Origin of the sequence: Bacillus sp. FSL W8-0645 (genome assembly GCF_038007905.1) — a bacterium.
Lineage (GTDB): Bacteria > Bacillota > Bacilli > Bacillales > Bacillaceae > Bacillus > Bacillus pumilus.
Genome location: NZ_JBBOYC010000001.1, coordinates 2,454,625 through 2,477,759, shown reverse-complemented (window position 1 = coordinate 2,477,759; position 23,135 = coordinate 2,454,625). Strand labels below are relative to the sequence as shown.

Sequence of the window (23,135 nt, the reverse complement as noted above, 5' to 3'; positions counted from 1 at the left end):
TGTTCTATTTTAAAATGACCTGTACTATTCTCTTGCAATACATCTCATGTTAAAATATATAAATTGGAAAAATTATTCTATAGTTGAAGTTCATACCAGATGATTTAATTGATTTTAAATGACTAGGGAGAGGTATTGATTGCTAAACGTACACAACATCAAGAAATATTATAAAGATAAACAGGTATTAAAAGGGATAACCTTTCACTTAAAAAAAGGAGAATCTTTTGGACTATTAGGTCCGAATGGTGCGGGAAAATCCACATTGATTGGCATCTTGACAGGGCTGATTCATGCCACAAGCGGCACCATAACGATTGAAGGTATAGATTTAAAAAAAGAAACAAAAAAAGCGCAGCAAATGATAGGAATTGTTCCGCAAGAGATCGCTTTATATTTACAATTGACAGCAAAAGAAAATTTAATGTTTTGGGGGAAAATGTATGGACTCAAAGGAAAAGAGTTGAAAAGCAGAGTACAAGAAACACTTGAGCTAATTGGTCTTAAAGATAGAGCAAATGATCAAGTAAAAGTATTCTCTGGAGGAATGAAAAGAAGAGTGAATATCGGCTGTGCGATATTACATCAACCTAAACTATTAATCATGGATGAGCCAACTGTAGGCATAGATCCCCAATCTAGAAATCATATATTAGAAACAGTTAAGACATTAAATGGAGAAGGAATGACCATTATATATACTAGTCATTACATGGAAGAAGTCGAATTTTTATGTGAAAGAATGGCTATTATGGATCATGGGTCTATCATCGCTTTAGGGGATCAGCATGAATTAAGTGAGCTTGTCGGAAATCAAAGAGAAATTGTTTTGACCATTAAATATGAACATGGACAAAATGATATAGATCGAGTGCGTCAATTCATACATGAAGTCGACCCTTTAAAGGAAATCGTCGTTCAAGGAAATCAAATGAAAATATTTGATCAACATCCTCAGCAATTATTAAGCCATCTCATTCAAGGTGTGACCGCATTAAATATTCAAATTATTTCAGCAGAAATCGTAGAACCAAATTTAGAAAATGTCTTTTTGTATTTAACTAGTAAAAATTTGAGGGATTAGACTGTTTAGAGGTGAACACATGAGCATCTGGGTTGTACTAAAAGATCTATTATTGTTTTTTAGAGATAAGAAAAGCTTTTTTACACTTTTTTTTATGCCTATTATATTGATTGCTATTTTAGGTGCAGCATTTGGAGAGAATATGAAGCAAGAAAGTGAAGTCAGCATCAATTCATTTCGTGTAGGAGTTACAGATCAAGATAAGTCCGCTACAAGTAAAATGTTTCTATCGACATTGTCTAATAGTGGGCTCAGTGACATCATTGATGTGAAGGTCATCTCGAAAGATCAGCTAGAGAAAGATTTAAATAATAGAGAAATCAAAGTGGGAATCATCATCAAGCCGAATTTTGAAAAAAGCCTATTAAATCACCATCATGTGCAATTGAATATTTTGAAAGGACCAAATTCAGCCTTACAAGAAATGGTCTTAGAAAATGTGGTTCTACAATTCTTTCAAAATTATCATATGAATCGTATTCTGATGCCGTTAAATCAAGGTGAAAAAGTGGAAATCGTTTCTCATCAACTAAAGAAGGAACTGGTGAACGAAAGGAATATCCATATCAACAGCCAGCCGATTACGTCTTTCCAATACTACGCGGGCGGGATGGGTGTGCTTTTTTTATTAATGACTGTTGTTTTCTTAGTTGGAAGTATGATAGAGGAAAAAGAGGAAGAGGTTTATAAAAGGTTAGTTGTATCAAAATTAAGCAATACTAGTTACATCGTTGGAAAGTTATTGGGTATTGTTTTGATGAGTATGATTCAACTTGCGGTCATTATTTTATTTACTAGCTTTGTCTTTAAGGTGAACTGGGGAGAGCCTTTTACTGTTGTTATGATCGGATGTAGTTTTATATTAAATGCTGCGGGTTTCGGGGTGCTGATTGGTTCTTTTATCAAAAGGGAAAAAACGTTTAACAGTGTGGGGATTTTAGGCACTCAAGTGTTAGCTGCTTTAGGTGGAAGTATGGTTCCCTTATACTTATTTCCACAATGGTTGATCAACATAAGCTATTTCTTGCCTAATTCTCTTGCACTTCAAATGTTTTTGAAAAGTATGGCAGGTGCTGATTTTAGTGAAATTCAAAGCGGGTTTATACTAAGCTGCGGGATGGGACTAGTTTTCTTCATCACTGCTTTAATTAGAATGTCTTTTGAAAGGAAGCATCGCTATGCATAAAATATCAGCCATTATTGCTTTAAAGCTAAAAGAAACATTAAAGTCCCCATTGACGCTCATTTTTTTATTTGTTATGCCAATCGTATTTAGTTTTATTTTTGGAAGTACGGCATCTGATACAAAGAAACCTATAGTTGCTTTTATTCAAGAGCATAGTGATGGTAAACTGAATCAAGAAATTTTTCATATCCTTGAAAAGAACACTAAATTTCATTGGATAAAGACGACTGAAAGCGAAGCAAAAGATTTAGTTTATGATGAAAAGGCAGTTGCGTCAGTTAAAGTCGCAAGACAATTAAAGAGCCATTTAAAAGAAAACAAAGAGATTTTTGATGTGACAGTTTATAAGAAAACTGAGGAATATGCAGTCTTATCTCCCTATTTAAAAGAGACAGCGTCCATCATTTATCAAATCAATCAGGGTGTAAAAGAGCAGAAAAGTGTTTCTCTCACCAATGCTTTAAACGAGTTAAATGAATCTGGCACCATTTCATTGGTTGAAAAAAATCAAGATGGTGAGGCAACCCAGCAGCCAAATTTAATACCGCTTGGCTTTACTATTATGTTTATGATGTTTGCGATCTCAAGCTCAGCGTCATCTATCCATTTGGAATATAAAGATTATACATGGCAAAGATTACTTTCAAGTCCCATCCAGAAAATATCTGTGCTATTGGGCTATTTCATAGCTTATTTTCTTCTTGGATGGATACAACTGGGTGTCCTTCTGACCATATTATCACTATTCTTCAATGTATACTTAGGCAACTTTATGCTTATTTTAGTGTTTGGATCATTCGTTATTGGTCTTGTTGTGAGTTTAGGTTTTATGATTGCAACCTTATCTCATACAAAAAAGCAAGCTGAAGTATTTAGTGCAATTATCATTGTAGGAACTTGCATGCTAGGCGGTATTTATTGGCCATTAGATATCGTTCCAGACATGATGAAGAAGATCTCGTTGGCTATACCGCAAACATGGATGATGTCTGGTTTTGGTGAGATGATGAGCGGTACTGTTAATCACACTATCTTATTATTAGACATCACAGTTTTAGCTGCTTTTACGATTATTTTTATGGTGATTGGTTTGAAAAATATCCGATCCTATTAATCTCTTTCCATGAAATTACTTTTATCTTTTAGAAAGCTTAAGCCCCTCTATATAGCTATAGAGGGCTTTTGTATACAATAACTATTCAGTATTGACGTTGGCCGACTTGTCGATGGCCATTATGGCAATTGTCAATTTGATTGCAATTGCTATCCTAGGCAAATATGCTTTTGCCGCTTTAGATGATTATATTCAACAAAGGCTGTTAGGCAAAAATCCTGTCTTTTATGCATCTAGCATTCCAGGTTTAAAAGAAATAGAGTGGTGGGGAGCAGAAAAACAAACGGCTCACTCAACAAACTTAAATGAAGGAGTAGAAAAATCATGATGAATTTTGAATATCATTGCCAAACAAAAATGATGATGGGGACTGGTCAATCAAAAGAAATTGGATCTATAGTAGAGGATATTGTATTGCCGGGCGCCACAGTGATGATTGTGACAGATGCTGGTGTGAGAAACGCAGGGCTAGTTCAGCCTATTGAAGCGTATTTGCAGGAAGCCGGTTATTCCGTTTTTATATTTGATCAAGTATCTCCAAACCCTAGAGATAATGAATGTCTAGCTGGTGCAGAGCTCTTTAGAAAAGAACAAGCATCAGCGGTCATTGCGATTGGTGGCGGAAGTCCAATGGATACGGCGAAAGCGATTGCTTTATTAGGTCCAAATGGCGGCATTCCTGAAGATTATATATCAGGGAAGAAGGCGTATGCTAATCTATCTCCATTAATTTGTATCCCAACAACGGCTGGTACTGGCTCTGAGGTGACCCGTTCATCTGTCATTACGTTAGCTGCTTCACATAAAAAAATCACATTAAAACATGCCTTGCTTCGGCCAACCATTGCGATTTTAGATCCTGCTCTTACATTGACGGTGCCAAAAGGCATAACAGCCGCAACAGGTGTAGATGCATTGGTACATGCTATTGAAGGCTATTCTTGTAAAGTAACAAATCCTATTTCAAAAGCAATGGGTGCAAGTGCAATGGAGACAATTGTGAAATACTTACCCAAGGCATATGAAAATGGCTCTGATTTAGAAGCGAGATACAAAATGCAGGAAGGGAGCTTACTTGCTGGCTTATGCTTCGGTTCAGCCGATGTCGCAGCCGTTCATTGCTTAGCAGAAGCACTTGGTAGTCTTTATGATACACCTCATGGTATCGCAAACGCGGTATTTTTGCCTTATGTTATGCAATTCAATGCAGTTGAAAACAAGGTATTACACGCAGAGCTTGCCAAAATAATGAGCTTTGCAGATAAAACGGATTCAGATGATGTGGCGATTCAAAAATTAATTGATGGCATGTATATATTCACAAAAAATTTAGGTATTCCAGCACTAAAAGACTTATCTTATATTAAAGAAGAGGATTTTGAAAAAATGGCTGAATTAGCAGAACAAAACGGCTCTACATCCAGCAATGTTCGTACCGTTACGAAAGCCGACTACTTAGATATTTTAAAGGCTGCTTTTTAAAATCACCATATAGAAAAATAGAATGATCAATGAATTCCCTAGGAACACCTTCCTCATGACATTATCACTTGGAGGGTGTTCTTTTATGTTTCATGTAGCTAGGTATCGTCTACATATGAGTGGTATGATAGACGACAACATCTGATGGAGAAAGGATTGGATAAACGATGAACTTTCACAATAAAACCGTCGTCATCACAGGCGCAGCCAATGGAATTGGTGAAATGATCGCCTGGGGCTATGCAAAAGAAGGAGCGCGAGTGGTGCTTGCAGATATAGATGAAGAGAAGGGGAAGCGATTGGAGAAAGAGCTAAAAAAAGAATCGTTAGAAGCTTATTTTAAGAAAACAGATGTGACGCAAGAAACGGATATTCAACACTTAATGTCGTTTGCGGTGGAGCGCTGTAAAACGATTGATATTCTCATTAATAATGCTGGTGTCATGTGTACAGTATCGCCTTATGAATTAACGGTCGATGAGTGGGATCGTGTGTTACAGACGAATCTAAGAGGAACTTTTTTATGTGCAAGAGAAGCAGCACGTTATATAAAAGAGAATCCAAAAGGCGGTTCTATTGTGAACATTTCATCCACCCGAGCAACCATGTCAGAGCCAAACACAGAAGCATATGCTGCATCAAAAGGTGGAATATCGGCGCTGACTCATGCCTTAGCGGCTTCTTTTAGTCCGGATCATATCACAGTGAATAGCATTTCACCTGGATGGATTGAAACGAAGGATGAGGAGAATCTTCGAGAGATCGACCACAAGCAGCATCTTTCCAATCGAGTCGGCACACCAAAGGATATTGTGAAGGCTTGCTTTTATTTAACCGATGAGGATAATCAATTTGTGACCGGCACAGATTTAGTCGTTGATGGCGGCATGACGAGAAAGATGATCTATGCTGATTAACTCGAAAAAAACATTGACGCTTTGATCAAGGCGCTGTACAATATGTAACAATTCAGCTGAAGATCGTGATGAAATAAAGACACAGCGCAAATAGAGAAGAGTACATCATGAGCCGTCCCGCACAGAGAACTCCGTGAAGCTGAGAAGGAGCCGGGCAGCATGATGGAACCAAGCCTCTTAGCTCTTCACCGGATTCCTTCGGATGGTGGTGCAGCGACATTCTCCCGTTACAGAGATGGGTTCATGATGACCTGCTAAGGTTCATCTGGCAACAGATGAATAAACTGAGGTGGCAACGCGGAGTAAATCCCGTCCTCAAGACAGAAATGTCTTGGGGGCGGGATTTTTTTATGACAAATAGGGGGAAAAGTGATGAAAAAACATTGGCGGGATATGAGTTTGCTGCTTGGAGCCATCGGAATTGCGAACATAGGAGAATGGATTTATATGATTGCTCTCCATCTGCTTATTTTTCAAGAAACGGGCTCTGTGCTGGCTGTAACAGCCGTCTATATGCTGAGACCGGCTGCGGCTCTTTTGACAAACAGCTGGTCTGGCAGTTTGATTGACAGGCTGAATCAGCGGAAAGTGATGATCAGCTTAGATATCAGCCGGGCTATCCTGATCGCATGTATACCCTTTGTGTTATTTTCAGGACATCTGCTTACCCTGTATGTGATGGTGTTCCTTATTCAAATGGCACAAGCGATGTTTCATCCAGCTTCGATGGTCTATATGACAGGATTGATCCCGGCGAATAACCGAAAACGGTTTAATGCCATTCGCTCATTATTACAATCGGGTGGATTTTTACTTGGACCCGCTGCAGCAGGTTTGCTTTTTTTAATCGGTACACCTGTTTTTTCAATTTATATAAATGCGATCTGCTTGTTGGTATCTGCTCTGTTAACGATGTGCTTACCGAATTTGCTCAAACAAGATGCTGACCAAAAGCGCTTTTCTCTTTCGATGTTAAAAGAGGATGCGAAGCTTGTTCTTCGGTTTAGTTTGACATCACGCCAAATTATGGCGGTGTATTTATTATTTAGTGCCGCTATCACGGTACTTCCTACTGCCATTGACTCTCTTGAAACAGCCTTTGCAAAAGAAGTGTTGCTGTTAACTGATACACAATATGGTCTTCTTGTGAGTATAGCTGGGGCAGGCATTATCGCAGGGGCAGGTCTCAATTCGGTGATTGTGGAGAAGCTGCCTGTTTCGATCATGCTAGGGGTTGGCAGTTTGTTTGTGGCATGTGGCTATCTCATTTATGCTTTTTCCAGCACATTGTTTGCAGCCGCTGTTGGATTTTTTATATTAGCATTCTTTTTAGCATTTGCGAACACAGGTTTTATGACTTTCTATCAAACGAATATCCCGGTAGAGGTGATGGGGAGGGTAGCCAGTTTTTATGCTTTGATTGAAGCTATTCTGACGATCATGCTGACAGGTGTCTCTGGTGGACTTGCACATGTTTTATCAATCCGAACCTCCGTTGTCACCGGGTGTGTATGTATGTTTCTTGTCTGTTTATTGCTATGTTTTGTCATCTTTCGTTCATTGACTGGCAAAAAGATAGTGCATCCTACTTAGAAAATTAAAAAAATTATGTTATGATTATTTAAGTAAGTTAATGAAATTGATGAGAAAAGGAGTCTTACACATGAAAGCACTACGCTGGCACGATCAAAAGGACATTCGACTAGAGGAAATTGATGAACCAAAAGTTGCTCCAGGAAAAGTGAAACTTAAAGTAAAATGGTGCGGCATTTGTGGTAGTGATTTACATGAATATCTAGGAGGACCTATCTTCATTCCAGTGAATGAACCTCATCCACTGACAAAAGAAAAAGCTCCTATTACACTGGGACATGAATTTTCTGGTGAGGTTGTTGAAGTAGGAGAAGACGTCAGCAATTACAAAGTAGGCGATCGAGTGGTTGTTGAGCCTATTTTTGCAACTCACGGACATCAAGGTGCTTACAACTTAGATGAAAACATGGGCTTTTTAGGACTTGCCGGAGGCGGCGGTGGATTCTCTGAATATGTATCTGTCGATGAAGAATTACTTCATTTATTACCAGACGAAATTTCATATGAGCAAGGGGCACTTGTAGAGCCTTCAGCAGTTGCTTTATATGCGGTTCGTTCTAGTAAAGTACAAGCTGGCGATACAGCGGCTGTGTTTGGTTGCGGACCAATTGGCTTGCTTGTTATTGAAGCATTAAAAGCAGCTGGTGCTACTGATATTTACGCAGTAGAATTATCTAAAGAACGCCAAGAAAAAGCGAAAGAGCTTGGAGCGATCATTGTTGATCCTTCTCAATATGAAGATGTTGTTCAAGAAATTGCACGCCGTACAAACGGTGGCGTCAATGTTTCTTTTGAAGTGACAGGTGTACCTGTTGTATTGAAGCAAGCAATCCAATCAACTAGAATTTCAGGTGAAACAGTCATTGTGAGTATTTGGGAAAAAGGCGCAGAAATTATGCCAAATGACATTGTCATTAAAGAACGTACAGTCAAAGGAATTATCGGCTACAGAGACGTATTCCCATCTGTATTAAACTTAATGAGAAAAGGCTATTTCTCTGCTGATACGCTCGTCACAAAGAAAATCAAGTTGGATGATGTGATCGAAGATGGTTTCCATGCATTAATCAATGAAAAAGATCAAGTGAAAATTTTAGTTAGTGCTGAATAGTAAGACAACGAAGGGGAATGGTAAAAGCCATTCTCTTTTCTATTCATAGTGATCAATCAATGGAAAGAGCAGGACAATTTCCTTTAACATACTTAAAAAAAGGTGAATAAATGGATCAAAAAAAGTCGATCAGGTTCTCGTGCCTGATCGACTTTTTTATCGTCCAAGAGATCTTCCGTACATGCTGACTCGTTTCTCTAACAAAGCAAAAGCGAGTTCAAAGAAAATGCTAAGCAGCCAATAGATCAACGCAGATACGAGGTATGTTTCTAAAAACTGATAGCCATCATTTGCAATAATCCGGGAAATACCCATAATTTCAAGTACACCAATTGTAAACGAAAGAGATGTAGCTTTTAATAACTGAATGAGCTGATTTCCTAGATTCGGTAAGGCAACCACAAATGCCTGTGGCAAAATAATGCGCATCATTGCTTGGCGTGTCGTCATCCCCACAATTTTTGCTGCTTCAAGCTGCCCTTTGTCTACCGCAAGAAGTGCACTCCGAACAACCTCTGTTAAATGGGCGGCTGAATGGAGGCTGAATGTAATAAGGGCAACAGCTAATGGGGAGACCATATCTGGATGAAAGGTCAGCCCGAATGTATCGTTCACTTTGGTTAGAACAAAAGGAAGTCCATAAAAGAAAGCGAACAACTGAACAATAAGAGGTGTTCCTCTAAAAAAGGAGACATAAAGCGTCACAAGCTGCCTGAGTACAGGAATGCGAAAGAGACGAATGAAAGCAAAAACAGATCCAATCATCAGGCTTACAGTCATGGAAACGAGTGCAATCAATAAAGTAAAAGGAACGCCTTTTAAAATATGAGGTACTTGGTCAATCGCAAATGGAATATCAATGGTTTGCATCAAATCGCCTCCTTAACGTGACAGGCTGGTGCGGCCTTTTACAAATTTCCTTTCAAGCAGCATGGTGATCAGTTCAATACTCATACAAATGAGCCAATACACAATCGCAATGATCACATACACCTCAAACATACCGATTCCGTAGTTATTTCCTAAAATGATCTTCACCTGTCCCATGATATCAATGAGTCCGATTGTAAAGGCAATCGCTGTGTCTTTCACGAGATCAATGGTGTAATTTCCGAGGTTCGGCAGTGCAATGAGGAAGGCCTGCGGGATAATGATCCTAATCAACGCCTGTGTATCTGTCATCCCAACAATGTAGGCGGCCTCGAGCTGATCCTTCCCGACAGATGAATACGCACTGCGAAAGACTTCAGATAAATAAGCGCCCGTATGTAAAGAAAACGTCATCATTACAAATAGCACACGATCCCAATGATTGATTTGAATCCCTGCCACAAGCAAAAGCTGAGGCAGGCCAAAATAAATCAAGAAAAGCTGAACAATTAAAGGCGTACTCCGTGTAAAAGATAAATAAATAACAGCCAATTGCTTCAGTACTGGGATTTGTTTGATACGAATACATGCAAATAGCAAGCCGATGATGATGGCAAAAAACAATGACACGATAATAATGAAAAAAGTGAGTGGCAGGCGTTCAAGCACCTGTAAAAAAATGCGCAACCAATCTCCAGCTGTAAACGTCATGACGCTTCCTTCCTTTCTTCATTTTGATCGCCTTGCTCTGAGATGTCATCAATATCTTGAAAGAAATCAACCCCAAACCACTTTTTCGCTAGCTTAGGCAGTGTTCCATCATCAATCATCTCTTGGGTGATCCGGTCCAAATCTTCTGCAAGCTGCTTCTCGCTTGGCTGTAAGACAAGATAGATAGGCTCCTTTGACACAATGCCGCCAACTTTGACCTTTAGGTTTAAATGCTTTTGAATGGTATCAAAGGTTGAAATGTTCATAAATGCTGCATCGGACCGTCCGGTTTCAACACGCTTTAAGTTGAGTTCATTTGAAGGACTTTCAATAGTCGTCAACGGAATATCCGGATCATGCTCTTTATTATATTGATTTAATATCGAACGCAAGCCTCCGCTAGGGCTGACAGGGGCCAGTTTTTTAGATGTCATATCATCAAGCGATCGAATCTCCTTGTCTGATTCATTCACAATTAAACCTGTCATCGAATAACCATACGGGACCTTAGGGTAAAGGAAACGCTTTTCACGTTCAGGATTACTAAAAAACCAATTAGCCGCCATTTCAAACTTCCCTGCGCCTACACCAATTAAATTCGATTCTTCCTCGCCAAAAATGTAATCAAAATGTACGTGAGGAAGTCTTTTTTCCACTTCATTTAAATAATCAATGTTATAGCCAATCGGTTCGTTTCGTTCATTTGTTGCTAAAAAGGGTGGATTGACCTCTGCACTCAGTGCGACTTTTACAATTTTTCTACCATCATCTGTCGTGGTTTTCACACTGCTACAGCCCAGCAGAGAGAGAAGAAACAGAAGGACACCGGCCGTTATGAATGCTGTCTTTTGTTTCATTTGTCTTTCTCCGATTCTTGCCACATGCCGCGATGAATTCTTGATAAAAATTGTTTCGTTCGTTCATGCTGTGGCTTCAATAGGACGTCTTCTGGTGAGCCTTTTTCAACGATTTCGCCATCTGCCATAAAGATCACCGTATCCGCCACGTCCTTTGCAAAAGAAATTTCATGCGTCACAATGACCATTGTCATCCCTTGGCTCGCAATATCTTTGATCATTTCAAGAATTTCTCCTACCATCTCTGGGTCCAGTGCCGACGTAGGTTCATCAAACAAAAGCACTGAAGGGTTCATCGCAAGTGCACGGGCTATGCCAATTCGCTGCTGCTGACCACCGGATAATTCACTCGGAAATGCATCCTTTTTATGAAGCAGTCCAATTCGCGTTAAAAATTGCTCTCCGACCTTTTCTGCTTCTTTTTTAGACATGTTTTGAGACACGATCAATCCTTCTGTAATATTTTCAAGTGCTCGTTTATTCTGAAACAAGTGATAATGCTGAAACACCATGGAGGATTGCTGCCTGAGTTTTAGCAGATCTTTTTTATGATATCGTTCAAATTGAATCGTGGCTTCACCAACCGTCAGCTCACCTTTGTCTGGAATATCGAGGCTGTTTAAGCTGCGAAGAAGTGTTGTTTTTCCTGATCCGCTCGGTCCAATAATGGCGACCACTTCACCTTCTTGTACGGTAAAATCAATTCCTTTTAACACATGGGTCTGCCCATAAGATTTATGTAGATTAGTAGCTGAAATCATAAAAGCATCACGTTCCTTTGACATATGTACTTAATATTGATAAAATTTAACACATTAAATCCTATAAGTAAAGTGTGTTTTATTTATTCCGATTGGAAAAATCAGATATGATAGATTGTGAGATATAGAGGAGTTGGATACGTTTTGTCTAAAGCATTATTTGTCGATACCGATTTTCAAAAAACATGGCTCAATCAACTAGAATCTCTTCGTGAAACGATCGAACAAACGGCAAAAGAACATGATGAAGGCGCTTATTTTCCTGAAAAAAATATTGAATCATTAGTAGAGATGGGCTATACGACGTTGTCTCTTCCTGCTGAATACGGAGGCGGAGGTCAATCTGTGAAGGATATGGTTCTGTTTCAAGAGACGCTCGGCAGTATGGACGGAGCGACTGCCTTATCAATCGGCTGGCACCAAGGGGTTGTAGGCGAAATTTACGAAAAGAAACAATGGAATGAGCAGCAGCTGCAATTCTTTGCGGAAGAAGTGAAGAAGGGCGCCCTTGTCAACCGTGCCGTGAGCGAGGCGCAGACAGGCAGTCCAACAAGAGGCGGGAAGCCTGGGACAACAGCCACTAGATCAGGTAATGAGTGGATCATCAATGGACGTAAAATTTTCACAACGATGTCACCGGCACTTACATACTTTTTAGTCGGCGTATGGATCGAGGAAAAAGAGGCAATAGGCTTCTTCTTAATTCATCGTGAGACAGAAGGTATTTCAATAGAAGAAACGTGGAATGTTGTGGGCATGAGAGGAACTGAAAGTCATGATTTAATCTTAGATCAGGTGAAGGTTTCAGATGACATGCTTGTGGAGGTGCAAAAAGGGCCGCGGGGCGGTATGCTAAATCCTTGGATCGCTCATATTCCGTCCTGCTATTTAGGCATTGCACAAGCAGCAAGAGACTATGCTGTTCAATATGCCATCACCCATTCACCGAACAGCATTAACGGCACAATTAGTGACCTGCCAAATGTCCAAACACTGATTGGTGAAATCGACTTACTATTAAAGCAAGCACGCCACGTCATCTACTCAACGACCACATTGTATGAACAGCCAGAGAAAAGAGAGCTGTTAATCAATGAATTTGGTGCTGTGAAGCATACCGTCGTTAATCATAGTTTGCAAGTTGTCGATAAAGCTATGCGTTTAGTCGGCGCGAAAAGCTTAAGTCTAGACTGTCCACTGCAGCGTTACTATCGAGATATTCGTGCCGGGCTCCATAACCCGCCAATGGACGATATGACGATATCAAAAATCGCGAACCAGGCCATTCAAGAGAAAAAAGAGAGCTAATATACAGCAAAAAGCCGGATAAACCGGCTTTTTTTATTTGAAAGAAAAGAGGACAAGCGTACCTTATGTCCCATCGCTTAAGCATGCTACAATCATGAAAATCATGAGAAAAGGAGCGGTTGTCTTGAAGAAAAAGTATATAAAATGGTTGTTTTCTGGCATCGTGCTGATGGCACTTTGTATCAGCCAGTCGTCATCAACTGAAGCAAGATCACCAGCGTGGTCAGTAGATGAATTCTTTAAAAATCGGGAAGGCACGTTTGTGATTCAAGAAGTAAAAGAAAAGTCCCCATGGGTGTATAACAAAAAAAGAGCGAAAGAGCGCTTTGCGCCCCAATCGACATTTAAGGTAGCAAATGCCTTAATCGGACTCCAAACGGGCGCAGTGAGAGATGAATACGACATCAAATATTGGGATGGTGTAAAAAGAGAGATTGACAGCTGGAATAGGGATCATACATTAGGATCTGTGATGAGAGATTCAGTCGTCTGGTACTATCAAGCCATGGCGCGTGACATTGGAGAAAAACGCATGAATCATTGGGTCAAAGCCATTCATTATGGGAACGAAGACATATCTGGCGGAATCGATCAATTTTGGTTAAGCAGTACCCTGCGAATTTCCCCAATCGAACAAGTTCGTTTCCTCAAACAGCTATATGAAGAGACTCTTCCATTTGACCTAAAGAACATGAGAACAGTTAAACGAATGATGGTGCAAGAAGAAGAGAAATACGCCACCCTATACGGAAAAACAGGCTCGGGATCAGGCATCGGCTGGTACGTAGGCTTTATCAAACATGAAAACAAAACCTACATCTTCGCCACAAATATCGAAGGCACCGGAATAGAAGCAAAAGACATCACCTATCGCATTTTGAAAAAATATCATTTGATTGAAGCATCCGTTTAGGGTGCTTTTTTATGTGAAAAAGGATATATATTGATAAGTTGATGATATATGGTTTAGTTTGAAAGAATGATATATTTATAGAAATATATTGAAGTATCATTTCGAATGTATTATTATATATGGCGTAATGTTACAAATGTTACAAATATATGATAAGGAGATTAATATGAACCTAAAAAGAAAAGTAAATTGGAAAAGAAATATTGCAGCACTACTAGCGTTTGTGATGATTTTATCAATGTTTCCTACTGATATTTTTGCAGAAGGACATGACAAAAATACAAAATCAAGTCATAACAGCTTAGAAGAATTAGATAATTCAAAAGCTCTGGAAATGGCAGGTATTGACGAAAATGAAATTGGAAAGGATGGAGAAGTTCTTTCAGAAAGAACAGAAAACAGCAAGCTTTTTTATGAAGGAGAGGGTGTATTTACACAAGAGGTATATCCTGATCCAATTCATATAAAAGAGACCCCAGATGCTGAGTGGGAGGACATCTCTCCAGAATTAAAGACGATCTCGAAAAAAGAAATAGAAACAGAAAATGCGAAATTAGAAACAACTTTTCAAAAGCAAATGAAACAAGGACTATATGCAACATTTGAACACAAGAAGCATCAAATTGAATTTTCAATTTTAAACGCTTCAGGGAAAAACAAATCAGAAATCAATTCCAAAGATACCTCTGCACAATTTAAAGAGAACACCAACGAGCTTACATATGAAGAGGTATTTCCAAATATAGATTTACGATCATTTACCTTTAATGAAAACAACAAAGAAGATATTGTACTCAATCAATATGATGGTTACAATTCATTTACATTTAAAATAAAGACTGATCTAACTGGGGAAATTGTGGAAGACGGTTCTATTACATTTTATGATCAGAAAAAACGGACCATTTTTCAAGTCCCTAAACCGTTTATGACGGATTCTAATTTAGATGAAAAGTCAGGTGAAGTGGCTCGCTCAGAAGATGTGAGCTTTAAATTAGAAAAAGAAGACGATGGTTATTTACTTCGTGTGACAGCAGATGAAAAATGGCTCAAAGATCCTGAACGAGTTTATCCTGTGTCTATCGATCCTTCGACTTCTTTATCTGTGTCAGCAGACACATTTATCATGAGTAAGTACCCAACAACAAATTATTCATCCTCTACGCAAAAATGGGATGCTAAACTTAAAAGTTATGTACTCAAAACAGGTTATTACGATAAAACAACTGGTACAAACTATGCGTTTATGAAGTTTAATTCATTCAAGCCGATTCAAAATATGAATGTAACAAAAGCGACGCTTAAAACATATGTTGCTCATTCATATTACGGGACGAAGGCTACTGGTCTTTGGCTGGATACAGTGAATGCCAACTATGACCATACAAAACTAACATGGAACAATAAACCAAGCTCCAAAAACATCGGCAAAGCCAATGTATATAAAGGACAATGGGCGAGCTATGATGTGACATCGACCATCAAAGCTTGGAATAGTGGGACAGCCAACTATGGATTTAAATTACATGCGAATGGAAATAAACAAGACCATTGGAAAAAACTGATCTCATCAACAAACTCAACCAAAAAACCAGTCATTGAAGTAACGTATACCATTCCACAGGCAAATGCACCAACTGTAAAAGGTTTTAGTAATGGAAATGGAACAGGTTACTTCAATTTAAGTTGGAAAAAGGTGTCTGGTGCTAAAGGCTATAAAGTATGGCTATATAACGGAAAAGAGTATGAAGCCATTTCAGTTGGAAATGTAGCATCATGGAGTACAAAAGGAAAAAATATATGGCCGACAGCAAGCGAGATTGCAGCTAAAAAATATAAACTTCATTTAGATGGAAAAGGTGGCACTGAATTAGCAGTTGATCCTTCTCCAGTTTACAAAAACTCAGGCGGCAATTATGCGACAAGTAAAAATTATTGGGTAGCTGTAAGTGCAATTTTTGACCAAGGTGAAGGCGCAATGTCAGCAAAAGTAAAACCTGTCGTGCCAAATGTAGCTAGAGCGAAAGCACCTAGTACAAAAGGCTTCAATAATAACAACGCAACAGGTTACTTTGATCTTTCTTGGAATTCAGTTTCCGGTGCGACCGGTTATAAATTACAAATGTTTAATGGGAAAAGCTACGAGACATTGGATCTTGGGAATCAAACATCATGGTCAACAAAAGGGAAAAAAGTATGGCCGACAGTTGCTGAGATCAAAGCAGGTAAATATGCATTGCACCTCCAAGATGGCAAAGGGGCGGAGCTTCCAATTCATCCTGGTGCGACTTACAAAAATGCTGGAGGAGATGCGGCTCAAAAACATTATTCCTTCAGAGTGATTGCCTACAATAAAGATGGAGAAGCTATTGCTTCACCGCCAGCTGGACCAACTTTACCTGATTTATCTAGACCGAAAGCTTTATCTGGATATGCTTATACGAATACGAAAGAGAGCCAAACGGGTTATATCAATTTACATTGGGACAAAGTGAAAAATGCAAAAGGGTATAAAATTAACATCTATAATGGTAAGGCATATCAATCATTTGATGTTGGTGATGTCGATCACTGGACAACACAAAACAAGAATATTTGGCCGACTCCTACTGAAGTTAAAAGTGGGAAATATGTGCTTCATACAGATGGTAAGGGCGGAGAATTATCGCTAGACCCATCACCAGTATATGAAAATGCGAATGGAAATTATAAAGGACGCAAGAACTACTCCTTTACTCTTTCCGCCTACGATGCAAATGGAGAAACCATTCCGACACCAGCCTTTAACCCGACATTCCATGAAGGTGCCGAATTTCTTGGAACAGAGGATTACTGGTCGATTATTGATATACCAGACGGCCAGCTTAATGGTGCAACTGGTAATGTCATTGTCAGTGAAGAAGAAATGTCGATTGATGGTAGAGGACCGGGACTTGGAATTGGTCGCACATACAACAGTTTAGATGCAGCTGACCATCTGTTTGGTCAAGGGTGGTACGCAGATGTAGAAACAAGCATCACGCCAACAAAAGAAGGTGCCATCTATCTTGATGAGGATGCCACAACTCATGTTTTTACAAAAAAAGCAGATGGTACGTATCAACCACCAACAGGTATTTTCCTTGAATTAACGGAATCGAAAGATGAATACATGTTAAAAACGAAGGATCAAACCTTTGCGCACTTTAGTAAAAACGGTGGGAAAATCGCCAAGGTTGTAGATGGACATAAAAATACAACGACATACAAATATAACGAAAACAATCAGCTCACATCAATAGAAGATGCATCTGGCCGAAAAATAACAATGGAATATGATGAAGATGGTCATATCATCTCGGTTCAAGGACCAAAAGGAAAAAAGCTTTCATATGAGTATGATGCAGGCTTCCTAATGAAAGTCATTGATTCAGATGGAACGAGTATCTCATATGAATACGACAAAGAAGGCAGATTGATTAAACAATTCTCTCAAAACAGCACAGAAGATCAGCCTGTTTTTACAGAATACCAATATGAAAATCACCGTTTAGTCAAAGCGATCAATGCAAAAAAAGAAACCTTTGAGTACGCATATGATTTATCTAAAAAGACACTCATGCTGACGCAGCCAAACGGCCGGAAAATACAGTATACGTATAACGAAGCAGCCAATCCAATTCAAGTTGTAGATGATGCGGAAGGGCTTAAAATCACCACTAAAACGAAATATGAAGGCAACCAAATCGTAGAAGAAACTGACCCAAATGATGTAGAGAAAGGAAAAGCTACAGAAAGCTATTCGTATGACAAAAATGGCAACGTCATTCAGGCGAAAGATGCTTACGGGACAGAAACCTACGAGTATAACAAAAATAATGATGTCACTAAAGTGAAAGATACAGAAGGAGATATTACAGATATCGCCTACGATGGATTAGATGCTGTATCTGAAACGGATCAAAGTGGAAATATGTCTTCAGCAAGTATTTATGACTCGTACGGGAATTTGGTACAAACGAGTAAAGAACTTGCTGCAGGTGCGAGTATATTAAAAAATGGCAGTTTTGAAGATACGCTAACTGGCTGGAAGCTTACAGCATCTAAGGATGACGGGAAATTAGCGCAAATAGCTGGGAAAAGTGGTGCGTTATCTGGTAATCGAGTGTTAGAGATCAGTTCACAATCCACAACGGAAGGAACCGAACTTGGCTATTCTTCTGCTACTCAAGAAGTAATACTAGAGCCAAATACGACTTATACACTGAGTGGAAAAATAAAGACAGAGCTAACAAAAGCAAGAGCATTTTTTAACATCGATTTAAGAGATACAAACAACAAACGAATTCAATGGATCAGCAATGGCTACAGCACATTATCAGGCAAAAACGATTGGACAAAACGCCAAGTCACGTTTACGACGCCATCTCATGCAGGCAAAGCTGTGATCTATATGGAAGTGGATCATCGAGATAAGGCTGGAAAAGGAAAAGCTTGGTTCGATGAGATTCAGCTAGAAAAAGGCGAAGTTTCATCAAGTTATAATCCAGTCAAAAATAATTCCTTTACGGATAAAACAACAAGCTGGAGCGGAACAGGTGGTTCATTAGATAATGAAGAAGGCTTTAACGATGACGTTTCGTTAAAAATGACAAGAACCTCTTCATCTCAAGCAAATGTCATCTATAAACAATCTGTACCGATTGAACAAAGTGCAAATGATCAATCTGTGTATGTCACATTGACTGGGATGTCTAAGGCTGAAAATGTCAAAGTCTCAAATGAAAATGACTACTCACTTCAAGCGTCCGTTACGTATACAGATGGCACAACAGGAACGTTTAATGCGAAATTCCCAACCGGTACACAAGAGTGGAACCGAGCAGCGGTTGTCATACCAAAAACAAAACCATTGAAAAAAGTCGACGTTCAGATTGTTTTCCAAAAAAGCGCGACTGGAACGGTTTGGTTTGATGATATCCGTCTAGTAGAAGGTAGTCTGTTAACGAAAACCACTTACGACGAGAAAGGGAACTATGCAGTTAAAGAAGAGGATGAGCTTGGTTACTCATCTCAATCTGCCTACGACGAAACGGGCAAAAATCTTTCTGAAACAGATGCGAAAGGCGAAAAAACAACATTTGAATATGACCAGGCTGATCAGCTGAAGAAAATCACTTTATCTAACGGGACATCTATTGTGAGAACCTACGATAAAGAGGGCAATGAACGGTCGAAAACCATTCGTGCTGATTCAGATCAGACGTATCAATTTGAATACGACCTAATGGGCAAATTGACAAAAACCATTGATCCATTAGGAAATGTGTTAAAAAGTGAATATGATGCGAATAGCAACTTAATCAAAACCATTTCTGCTAATGGACATGAAGTGTCTCTCACGTATGATGGAACAGACCGAGTGAAATCAAAGTCATACAATGGAACAGAAAAATATCACTTTAGCTATGATAAAAATGGGAACGAAACAACGGTTGTCAACAAAGAACAAAACACAACCAAAAATCGAACATTTGACCAACAAAACCGCATCACAAAGTTAACAGAGCGTGGCAGTAGCCAAACTTGGACGTATCCAGCCAATTCAGATAAACTGAAATCCTTTGAGTGGACACACGGAAATCAAAAAGGAACGAACCAATTCAGTTACAATAAGCTTGATCAAATGACGCAGATGAAGGATTCGAGTTCTACGTATTCGTTTGATTATGATGAAAATGGAAATGTCCAGTCCTTTATTACAGGTAACGGCAGTGGTGCTAGCTTTGCTTATGATGAGCGCAACTTAATCAATGATTTGCACATTGGAACAAGCCAAGGCACGACAATCTTAAACGAAGCTTACGAATATGATCAAAATGGAAACAGAATAACGCTTGATCAAGGAAGCAACGGGAAGATTCGTTATGAATATGGAAAATTAGATCAATTGATCAAAGAAACTCATCCAGATGGCACGGTTATTGAGTACACATATGATGGGTTTGGAAACAGAAAAACAGTAACGACTGAAAAAAATGGCAATAAGAAAACAAACAATGCATCATTCAACATCATGAACCAGCTGACAAAGGTAAATGATGAGACATTGACTTATGATAAAAATGGCAATAGAACGTCTGACAGGCAATTCCTTTATGAATGGGATGCAGAAGATAACATAACGGCCATCACGAAAAAAGGCGAAGACAAGCCATTTGTCACTTATAAATATGATGAGCGTGGATATAGAATTCAAAAAACAGTGAATGGAAAAGTCACCAATTATTTTTATGACGGCGACAGCCTAAATGTTTTATATGAAACAGATGGGGACAACGAAGTCACAAAAGCATACACATACGGTGAGAGTGGACAACTCCTTGCATTCACACAAAACGAGAAAAAATATTTCTATCACTACAATGCACACGGTGATGTCATTGCCATCACAAATAGTGCAGGAAAAATCGTTGCTGAGTACGAATACGATATATGGGGCGTTCCAACAAAGGTAAAAGAAGATGAAGAAGTAAAAGAAAACCCATATCGCTATGCTGGCTACCGCTTCGACGAAGAAACAGGACTTTACTATTTAATCGCCCGCTACTATGAACCGAAAAATGGCGTATTCCTATCACTTGACCCAGACCCAGGAAGCGATGGAGATGCACTAGATCAAAACGGATATACCTATGGAAACAACAACCCAGTCATGAATGTGGACCCAGACGGCCATTGGGTATGGTATGTTGTGAATGCAGGATTTGCGGTATATGATGGATACAAAGCTTATAAATCAGGTAAAGGCTGGCGGGGTGTAGCTAAAGCTGCAGCAATAGGTTTAGTCGGAAGCGCTGTGGTTAAAGGTGCAAAAATAGCTTATAAGGCGTATCGTCTTAAGAGAGTGCATAAGGCACCGGCGCATGTTAAAAAAGTAGCAAAACATATTTCCTCTAAAGGAGGAGCAGCACCGAAAGGATATAAAGGTGGTCGCACATATCGCAACAAACCTAAGAAAAAAAGATATTGGAAGCTACCTGGAAACACAACATATAGAGAATATGATGTAAAACCAAAGATTAAAGATATAAATAGAGGTAATGAGAGAATTGTGTATGGAAGTAATGGGAAGATGTATTATACTAAAAATCATTATAAGTCATTTAAAAGAATAAGGTGAAGAAATGAACTGGGATATCTTAACCGATAAAAAAAATGAAGAGTTATGGAATATTGTTCATAAAAAAATTAAATGGAATCCTGGTAGTAAATTAGTAAAAATAAAACCTCCAAAACCATACAAAAGGTTTTATATTAAAATGAGTGATCGAAATACAAAGTATAATTTAAATGAACTAGAGGAATTCGAATGTGATATTTTAACTTTTTTTAAAAAATGCACTGATTTTAATGAACGAATTTACGCTTTGGAATGGCAACACTCCGGTTATTCTTTTTCACCACATATGCCGATGGAATTAGATGATTTCGGAGACTGGCTTATTCCACCTTATCCTGATGGAGATTATCGTTTTTTCTTTAAAGCGGATTTGGAATGGGGGGTACTGGGGGATCCAGTTCAACATCAAATTATTATTTATGGTGAAAGTTTGTTGTTAGAAATTGAAAAAAACAAACCCAAAATTTTAAAAGATCGTAAAAATAGTTTTTTTTAGATTGTTAAAACAGAATTATTTTAAATGCAAAAATACTATGTGAAATATAAATTTTCATTTTGAAGAAATTTAAATGACTTGATAGTGTTATTGGAAATGTGCTTTGTAGTATGTACTATAAGGCACATTTTGTTTTTCGGTTAAATAAACAACAAGTTGATGAACATCTATAAGTTTAAGATATTTTGAAGGGGACGATCACAATAGAAAAAGTATCTGATTGGGCTGAAATTTACGTTTCTGCAGACGATCCAAAAATAGACGATGATCAAGTTTGGGATATGTTAATTCTTTTGAGTGGAATTGATTTGAAAGATACACCTCATTCTTACTTGCATTCTGTAGATGATTTGAATGACTGGATAGAAAAGTACCAATAGTTCCTAGTATATCAGCTTGCTATATTCTTATGGTTAAACCTCAATCTAAATAAAAGGAGTGAATGTTATGCCTGAAACAGTTATCGCAATTCCAGGATTTTGGTCACATCATTTAAAAGAACTAGAAGAATTGAATGATTATATATTCGTGAATGATCGAATCATACATAAACGAACTGGAACTGATTACGACCTTGAAGTAGTGGATCATATTGATCAATTAAGCGAGACTTTCCTTCCAAATGAACAATTCAATTCAGAAGAACTTAAACAAATAGATACGCATCAAACATGCTTGTATATCATTGGAATGACTGAATCCTTAGAAGAACTAAACGCTCTTGTACAATTGACTACGGCTTTACTAAAGATTGATGGCATGGCGATAAAAGTTGAATCATCAGGCCGTTCTTTTATGAAGAAGACATGGCAAAGTTTAATAGAAGATTTCAATCCTTATCAATATATGACTTCTATTGTTCAAGAAAGTGATGTTGTGTATGTCACCAGTGGTTTTCAACAATTTGGAGAGCCTGAAATGATGTTTGAAGGGTTTCATGCTGAAGAAACAGAGCGGTACTTTTTAAACTGGATAAACAAATCTATTCAAGAAAAAAGAGAAGCTTTAAAAGAAAAGGTTATCAATGCTGAAGGTCAGCAGATAAAGTTAGATCTTATTGAATACGATTTTTATCCTGAAGATGATCTGTTTTACAATCCATATGGCGTCGTCGTATTCAATAAGTAATTTCTAAATTTGCGGTATATGATGGATACAAAGCACATAAATCAGGGAAAGATTGGAAAGGTGTAGCGGCTGCAACCGTATCAGGATTTTTGGGTGGTGGAAAATTAAAGGGAGCGAAAAGGGCTTATAATTTTACGAAAAGTAGCGGGAAACGAAAAGTAAAAAGTGTTGATTGGGATCATATCAAATCAGGTCATTCTGCAAAATCTAAAAAGAAAAATAAGGGAAAATTTAGAAGTAATAAAACATTAAAAAGAACTACACGGGATACCTTGAAGACGGGAAAGGCTAGAGCTGGGAATAAACCTGGCTCAACAGTTTATGAGAAAACTTATAAAAAATATGTTGGTGTCAATGGGAAAGGAAAAAAAACAAAGAGAGTTAGAGTGGTAGTCCAAAAAGATGGTACTTTAAGAACAAGCTTTCCATATTAGGAGTTGAG

18 protein-coding genes and 1 pseudogene are annotated in these 23,135 nt (G+C 38.5%); 15 read left to right on the top strand and 4 right to left on the bottom strand.

Annotated elements, in window-relative coordinates; genetic code table 11:
* Positions 1–139 precede the first annotated feature (139 nt).
* From NST39_RS12760 to NST39_RS12725, 8 genes and pseudogenes are all read left to right on the top strand, one after another.
* Positions 140–1,084, top strand: coding sequence for an ABC transporter ATP-binding protein (locus NST39_RS12760; protein ID WP_341028702.1), 945 nt, complete (start codon positions 140–142; stop codon positions 1,082–1,084).
* Positions 1,085–1,103: 19 nt separating this feature from the next.
* Positions 1,104–2,270: an ABC transporter permease gene (locus tag NST39_RS12755; protein ID WP_341028700.1), complete on the top strand. Its 1,167-nt coding sequence runs from the start codon at positions 1,104–1,106 to the stop codon at positions 2,268–2,270.
* On the top strand, positions 2,263–3,384 hold the full coding sequence (locus NST39_RS12750; RefSeq protein WP_341028697.1) for an ABC transporter permease: 1,122 nt from the start codon (positions 2,263–2,265) through the stop codon (positions 3,382–3,384). The genes NST39_RS12755 and NST39_RS12750 overlap by 8 nt, the downstream gene beginning before the upstream one ends.
* 88 nt (positions 3,385–3,472) lie before the next feature.
* Positions 3,473–3,712, top strand: a pseudogene (locus NST39_RS12745) (alanine:cation symporter family protein); the annotation flags it as partial.
* A complete protein-coding gene (locus tag NST39_RS12740) occupies positions 3,709–4,866 on the top strand; it encodes an iron-containing alcohol dehydrogenase (RefSeq protein ID WP_341028694.1) in 1,158 nt (385 codons plus the stop codon). The pseudogene NST39_RS12745 and the gene NST39_RS12740, both read left to right, overlap by 4 nt.
* A gap of 167 nt (positions 4,867–5,033) precedes the next feature.
* Positions 5,034–5,783, top strand: a complete 750-nt coding sequence (locus NST39_RS12735) for an SDR family oxidoreductase (protein WP_106066927.1) — start codon at positions 5,034–5,036, stop codon at positions 5,781–5,783.
* Positions 5,784–6,155: 372 nt separating this feature from the next.
* The gene (locus tag NST39_RS12730) at positions 6,156–7,376 is read left to right on the top strand and encodes an MFS transporter (protein ID WP_106065651.1); all 1,221 of its coding nucleotides are present in this window, start codon (positions 6,156–6,158) and stop codon (positions 7,374–7,376) included.
* 70 nt (positions 7,377–7,446) lie between these two features.
* Positions 7,447–8,487, top strand: coding sequence for a 2,3-butanediol dehydrogenase (locus tag NST39_RS12725; RefSeq protein WP_341028690.1), 1,041 nt, complete (start codon positions 7,447–7,449; stop codon positions 8,485–8,487).
* A gap of 156 nt (positions 8,488–8,643) precedes the next feature.
* Here NST39_RS12725 and NST39_RS12720 read toward each other — a convergent pair whose 3' ends face one another.
* From NST39_RS12720 to NST39_RS12705, 4 genes are read right to left on the bottom strand one after another with little or no spacing between them, the layout of a single operon-like run.
* Positions 8,644–9,357, bottom strand: coding sequence for an amino acid ABC transporter permease (locus NST39_RS12720; RefSeq protein WP_341028688.1), 714 nt, complete (start codon positions 9,355–9,357; stop codon positions 8,644–8,646).
* 12 nt (positions 9,358–9,369) lie between these two features.
* On the bottom strand, positions 9,370–10,068 hold the full coding sequence (locus NST39_RS12715) for an amino acid ABC transporter permease (RefSeq protein ID WP_003216763.1): 699 nt from the start codon (positions 10,066–10,068) through the stop codon (positions 9,370–9,372).
* On the bottom strand, positions 10,065–10,925 hold the full coding sequence (locus NST39_RS12710) for an amino acid ABC transporter substrate-binding protein (protein WP_341028687.1): 861 nt from the start codon (positions 10,923–10,925) through the stop codon (positions 10,065–10,067). The genes NST39_RS12715 and NST39_RS12710 overlap by 4 nt, the downstream gene beginning before the upstream one ends.
* Positions 10,922–11,686: an amino acid ABC transporter ATP-binding protein gene (locus NST39_RS12705; protein WP_034620634.1), complete on the bottom strand. Its 765-nt coding sequence runs from the start codon at positions 11,684–11,686 to the stop codon at positions 10,922–10,924. The genes NST39_RS12710 and NST39_RS12705 overlap by 4 nt, the downstream gene beginning before the upstream one ends.
* 144 nt (positions 11,687–11,830) lie before the next feature.
* Between NST39_RS12705 and NST39_RS12700 the strand changes: the two genes are divergently transcribed.
* The 7 genes from NST39_RS12700 (at position 11,831) to NST39_RS12670 (ending at position 23,127) form a co-directional block, all read left to right on the top strand.
* Positions 11,831–12,994, top strand: coding sequence for an acyl-CoA dehydrogenase family protein (locus NST39_RS12700; RefSeq protein ID WP_341028686.1), 1,164 nt, complete (start codon positions 11,831–11,833; stop codon positions 12,992–12,994).
* Between the two features lie 124 nt (positions 12,995–13,118).
* The gene (gene blaBPU / locus NST39_RS12695) at positions 13,119–13,907 is read left to right on the top strand and encodes a BPU family class D beta-lactamase (protein WP_341028684.1); all 789 of its coding nucleotides are present in this window, start codon (positions 13,119–13,121) and stop codon (positions 13,905–13,907) included.
* A 166-nt stretch (positions 13,908–14,073) separates the two neighbouring features.
* A complete protein-coding gene (locus tag NST39_RS12690) occupies positions 14,074–21,069 on the top strand; it encodes a DNRLRE domain-containing protein (protein WP_341028683.1) in 6,996 nt (2,331 codons plus the stop codon).
* Positions 21,070–21,073: 4 nt separating this feature from the next.
* On the top strand, positions 21,074–21,565 hold the full coding sequence (locus NST39_RS12685) for a DUF2716 domain-containing protein (protein ID WP_341028681.1): 492 nt from the start codon (positions 21,074–21,076) through the stop codon (positions 21,563–21,565).
* A gap of 182 nt (positions 21,566–21,747) precedes the next feature.
* Positions 21,748–21,945 (top strand): DNA-binding protein, encoded by a 198-nt coding sequence (locus tag NST39_RS12680; RefSeq protein ID WP_341029973.1) that lies wholly within the window; start codon positions 21,748–21,750, stop codon positions 21,943–21,945.
* 67 nt (positions 21,946–22,012) lie between these two features.
* Complete coding sequence (locus NST39_RS12675; RefSeq protein ID WP_341028679.1) at positions 22,013–22,693, top strand: hypothetical protein; 681 nt, start codon at positions 22,013–22,015, stop codon at positions 22,691–22,693.
* A gap of 89 nt (positions 22,694–22,782) precedes the next feature.
* Positions 22,783–23,127 carry a hypothetical protein gene (locus tag NST39_RS12670; protein WP_341028678.1) on the top strand — a complete coding sequence of 115 codons (345 nt, stop codon included), beginning with the start codon at positions 22,783–22,785 and terminating at the stop codon, positions 23,125–23,127.
* The last annotated feature ends 8 nt before the right edge of the window (positions 23,128–23,135 follow it).

What these genes read in the sequence shown, in the direction of transcription:
- NST39_RS12750 (WP_341028697.1), top strand. Translation starts at nt 2,263, where the DNA reads ATGCATAAAATATCAGCCATTATTGCTTTAAAGCTAAAAGAAACATTA.
- NST39_RS12725 (WP_341028690.1), top strand. Translation starts at nt 7,447, where the DNA reads ATGAAAGCACTACGCTGGCACGATCAAAAGGACATTCGACTAGAGGAA.
- NST39_RS12715 (WP_003216763.1), bottom strand. Translation starts at nt 10,068, where the DNA reads ATGACGTTTACAGCTGGAGATTGGTTGCGCATTTTTTTACAGGTGCTT.
- NST39_RS12735 (WP_106066927.1), top strand. Translation starts at nt 5,034, where the DNA reads ATGAACTTTCACAATAAAACCGTCGTCATCACAGGCGCAGCCAATGGA.
- NST39_RS12690 (WP_341028683.1), top strand. Translation starts at nt 14,074, where the DNA reads ATGAACCTAAAAAGAAAAGTAAATTGGAAAAGAAATATTGCAGCACTA.
- NST39_RS12740 (WP_341028694.1), top strand. Translation starts at nt 3,709, where the DNA reads ATGATGAATTTTGAATATCATTGCCAAACAAAAATGATGATGGGGACT.
- NST39_RS12755 (WP_341028700.1), top strand. Translation starts at nt 1,104, where the DNA reads ATGAGCATCTGGGTTGTACTAAAAGATCTATTATTGTTTTTTAGAGAT.
- NST39_RS12705 (WP_034620634.1), bottom strand. Translation starts at nt 11,686, where the DNA reads ATGATTTCAGCTACTAATCTACATAAATCTTATGGGCAGACCCATGTG.
- NST39_RS12730 (WP_106065651.1), top strand. Translation starts at nt 6,156, where the DNA reads ATGAAAAAACATTGGCGGGATATGAGTTTGCTGCTTGGAGCCATCGGA.
- NST39_RS12685 (WP_341028681.1), top strand. Translation starts at nt 21,074, where the DNA reads ATGAACTGGGATATCTTAACCGATAAAAAAAATGAAGAGTTATGGAAT.
- NST39_RS12720 (WP_341028688.1), bottom strand. Translation starts at nt 9,357, where the DNA reads ATGCAAACCATTGATATTCCATTTGCGATTGACCAAGTACCTCATATT.
- NST39_RS12675 (WP_341028679.1), top strand. Translation starts at nt 22,013, where the DNA reads ATGCCTGAAACAGTTATCGCAATTCCAGGATTTTGGTCACATCATTTA.
- NST39_RS12710 (WP_341028687.1), bottom strand. Translation starts at nt 10,925, where the DNA reads ATGAAACAAAAGACAGCATTCATAACGGCCGGTGTCCTTCTGTTTCTT.